Below are 2743 nucleotides of genomic sequence, written 5' to 3'. Positions count from 1 at the left end.
GGTCTCGTCCGACACCTGTGTCGGCATCAGTTCCGGCAAGCTTGGCATGACGATTCCCCAAGGTGCCTCGCATGCCACCGGTCAAACACCGATCATGGCTGGGGTCAGCGGCCACAGCTTTGCGCTCGATATTTGCGCCGTCAAATGAAAGCCGTGCGCTCGAGGGTCCACTCGCAACAACGTGATGCAATCGCGCGATCATCGAGCGCTCAGGCGGTCAGCATCCGCTCAAGAATCAACGCAGCAATCCCGGACTGCGCCGGCCCATAATTGTCGGCCCCGCCAATCTCGGCAAAGCCGTTGGCCAGATAGAAGGCGACCGCACGCCTGTTCTGCTCCACGACCTCGATGCGTAGAGAGCGGGCTTCCGGAAAATTCTCGATCACCTCATCGAGCAACATCCCGCCGATGCCCCGGCCTTGCAGGTCGGGTGCGACATGGAGCTGTTGCAGGTCGACCACGGTGCCGCCTTCGACGCTTTCGGCATAGGCGACGCCGCCAATGCGCTTGCCGTCGTCTGCGACCAGGAATTCGGCATTCGGCCGCTCAAGGCTAGCTCTCAATTTCGCCGGCGAACACCAATCCTCGATGACCCGGTCGATCCGATCAGGGCCATAGACCGCGTCATAGGTCGTGTGCCAGGTTTCGACCAGCAGCGCCCGGATGGCCGTCAGATCACGTTCACCTGCGGTGCGGACAAACACCGCGCTACTCGATGCCCAGCTTGGTCTTGACGAGGTCGTTGACCGCTTGTGGATTGGCCTTGCCGCCGGTCACCTTCATCACCTGGCCAACGAACCAACCGGCCATGCTCGGCTTGGCGCGCGCCTGTTCGACCTTGTCGGGGTTGGCTGCGATCACCTCGTCTACGGCCTTCTCGATGGCGCCGGTGTCGGTGACCTGCTTCATGCCACGGCTCTCGACCAGCTGGCGCGGATCGCCGCCCTCATTCCAGACGATCTCGAACAGGTCCTTGGCGATCTTGCCGGAAATGGTGCCGTCCTTGATCAGATCGATGACCGCGCCAAGCTGCTCGGGAGAAACCGGAGCGTTTTCAATGTCTTTTCCGGCCTTGTTCAATTGCCCGAGCAGATCGTTGATGACCCAGTTGGCGGCGAGCTTGCCGTCGCGGCCGGCGGCCACCTTCTCGAAATAGTCGGCGATCGGCTTTTCCGAAACCAGGATCGAGGCGTCATAGGCCGACAGGCCGAGCGACGCGATCAGCCGCGCCTTCTTGTCGTCTGGCAGTTCCGGCAATTCCTTGGCCAGCGCATCGACATAGGCCTGGTCGAATTCCAGCGGCAAGAGGTCCGGATCGGGGAAGTAGCGGTAATCATGTGCCTCTTCCTTGGAGCGCATCGAACGCGTCTCGCCCTTGGCGGCGTCGAACAGCCGCGTCTCCTGGTCGATCTTGCCGCCATCCTCGAGAATGGCGATCTGCCGGCGCGCCTCGTAGTCGATGGCCTGGCCGATGAAGCGGATCGAGTTGACGTTCTTGATCTCGCAGCGCGTGCCGAACTCGCCGCCCGGCTTGCGCACCGAAACGTTGACGTCGGCGCGCATCGAACCTTCGTCCATGTTGCCGTCGCAGGTGCCGAGATAGCGCACGATGGTGCGCAGCTTGGTGACATAAGCCTTGGCTTCGTCGGCCGAGCGCATGTCGGGCTTGGAGACGATCTCCATCAGCGCCACGCCGGAGCGGTTGAGGTCGACATAGGACATGGTCACATGCTGGTCGTGCATCGACTTTCCGGCATCCTGCTCCAGATGCAGCCGCTCGATGCCGACCTCGATGTCCTCGAATTCGCCCTGACGATCGGGGCCAACGGAAACGATCACCGTGCCCTCGCCGACGATCGGCTGCTTGAACTGCGAGATCTGGTAGCCCTGCGGCAGGTCTGGATAGAAGTAGTTCTTCCGATCGAAGACCGACTTGTGGTTGATCTGCGCTTTCAGCCCAAGGCCGGTGCGGATCGCCTGCTTGACGCATTCCTCGTTGATGACCGGCAGCATGCCGGGCATCGCCGCATCGACCAGGCTGACATTGGCGTTGGGCGCCGCGCCGAAAGCGGTCGAGGCGCCGGAAAACAGCTTTGCTTCCGATGTAATCTGGGCATGGACCTCGAGGCCGATGATGATCTCCCAGTCGCCGGTGGCACCGGAAACAAGGCGCTTGGCGTCGGGCGTGCGGGTGTCGATGAGGGACATGGTGGCCTGCGTATTGGAACTGCGGATAATGTGTTTCGCACACTTTGGTGTGCAACTTCGCTAGTGCAAACCGCCAAAAGAGACAAGCGCCCAAAAAACACAAGCGCAAAGCCGCGGACTGGCCTTTTCAGCCGCGTTCGCCTATAGGAGGTCCATTCCAATGGAGAGTGGATGTCCACTTACGCTCAGTCCCGGTAAGGCCCTGACCTCCTGGCGAGGCAGGGCAGAAAACCTGAAACCCCGTGCCGCGAAGCTTCGCGGCGGCGGCATTTTTTGTTTTCCCGGAAAACTCTCACATGGATATTTCGCGCAGCGCACGACCCCGAAAATCGGTATCGATTTTCGGAAAGGATCATGCGCCAAATCATAAGTGCCACAGCGTCCTTTGCGCGTCCAAGAGGACGCGCGGCGCTGTGGAAACAGCGCATCCTGCACCTGCTCGCGCAGGGCGGACGCATTGAAATCGAAAAGAACGAGAAGAAACGGATCGCCTCCGTCAAATGCCTGACCCGCGACGGCTGGCATTATCCGGGCG

The 2743-nt window shown here is 61.1% G+C and carries 3 protein-coding genes; 1 reads left to right on the top strand and 2 read right to left on the bottom strand.

What is annotated here, in order from left to right:
* Window positions 1–209: 209 nt before the first annotated feature.
* Together EN991_RS31065 and gatB are read right to left on the bottom strand one after the other, a co-directional pair.
* Window positions 210–704 (bottom strand): GNAT family N-acetyltransferase, encoded by a 495-nt coding sequence (locus EN991_RS31065; protein ID WP_127370185.1) that lies wholly within the window; start codon window positions 702–704, stop codon window positions 210–212.
* 4 nt (window positions 705–708) lie between these two features.
* Complete coding sequence (gene gatB, locus EN991_RS31060; protein ID WP_127370184.1) at window positions 709–2208, bottom strand: Asp-tRNA(Asn)/Glu-tRNA(Gln) amidotransferase subunit GatB; 1500 nt, start codon at window positions 2206–2208, stop codon at window positions 709–711.
* A 354-nt stretch (window positions 2209–2562) separates the two neighbouring features.
* Here gatB and EN991_RS31050 point away from each other — a divergent pair.
* Window positions 2563–2743: YjhX family toxin (locus tag EN991_RS31050; RefSeq protein WP_281058827.1), on the top strand; the 181-nt coding region annotated here is incomplete at its 3' end.

Source organism: Mesorhizobium sp. M7A.F.Ca.US.005.03.2.1, from assembly GCF_003997795.1.
Lineage (GTDB): Bacteria > Pseudomonadota > Alphaproteobacteria > Rhizobiales > Rhizobiaceae > Mesorhizobium > Mesorhizobium ciceri.
Note: the sequence above shows the minus strand (reverse complement) of the source record. Positions and strands in the feature narration are given on the sequence as shown.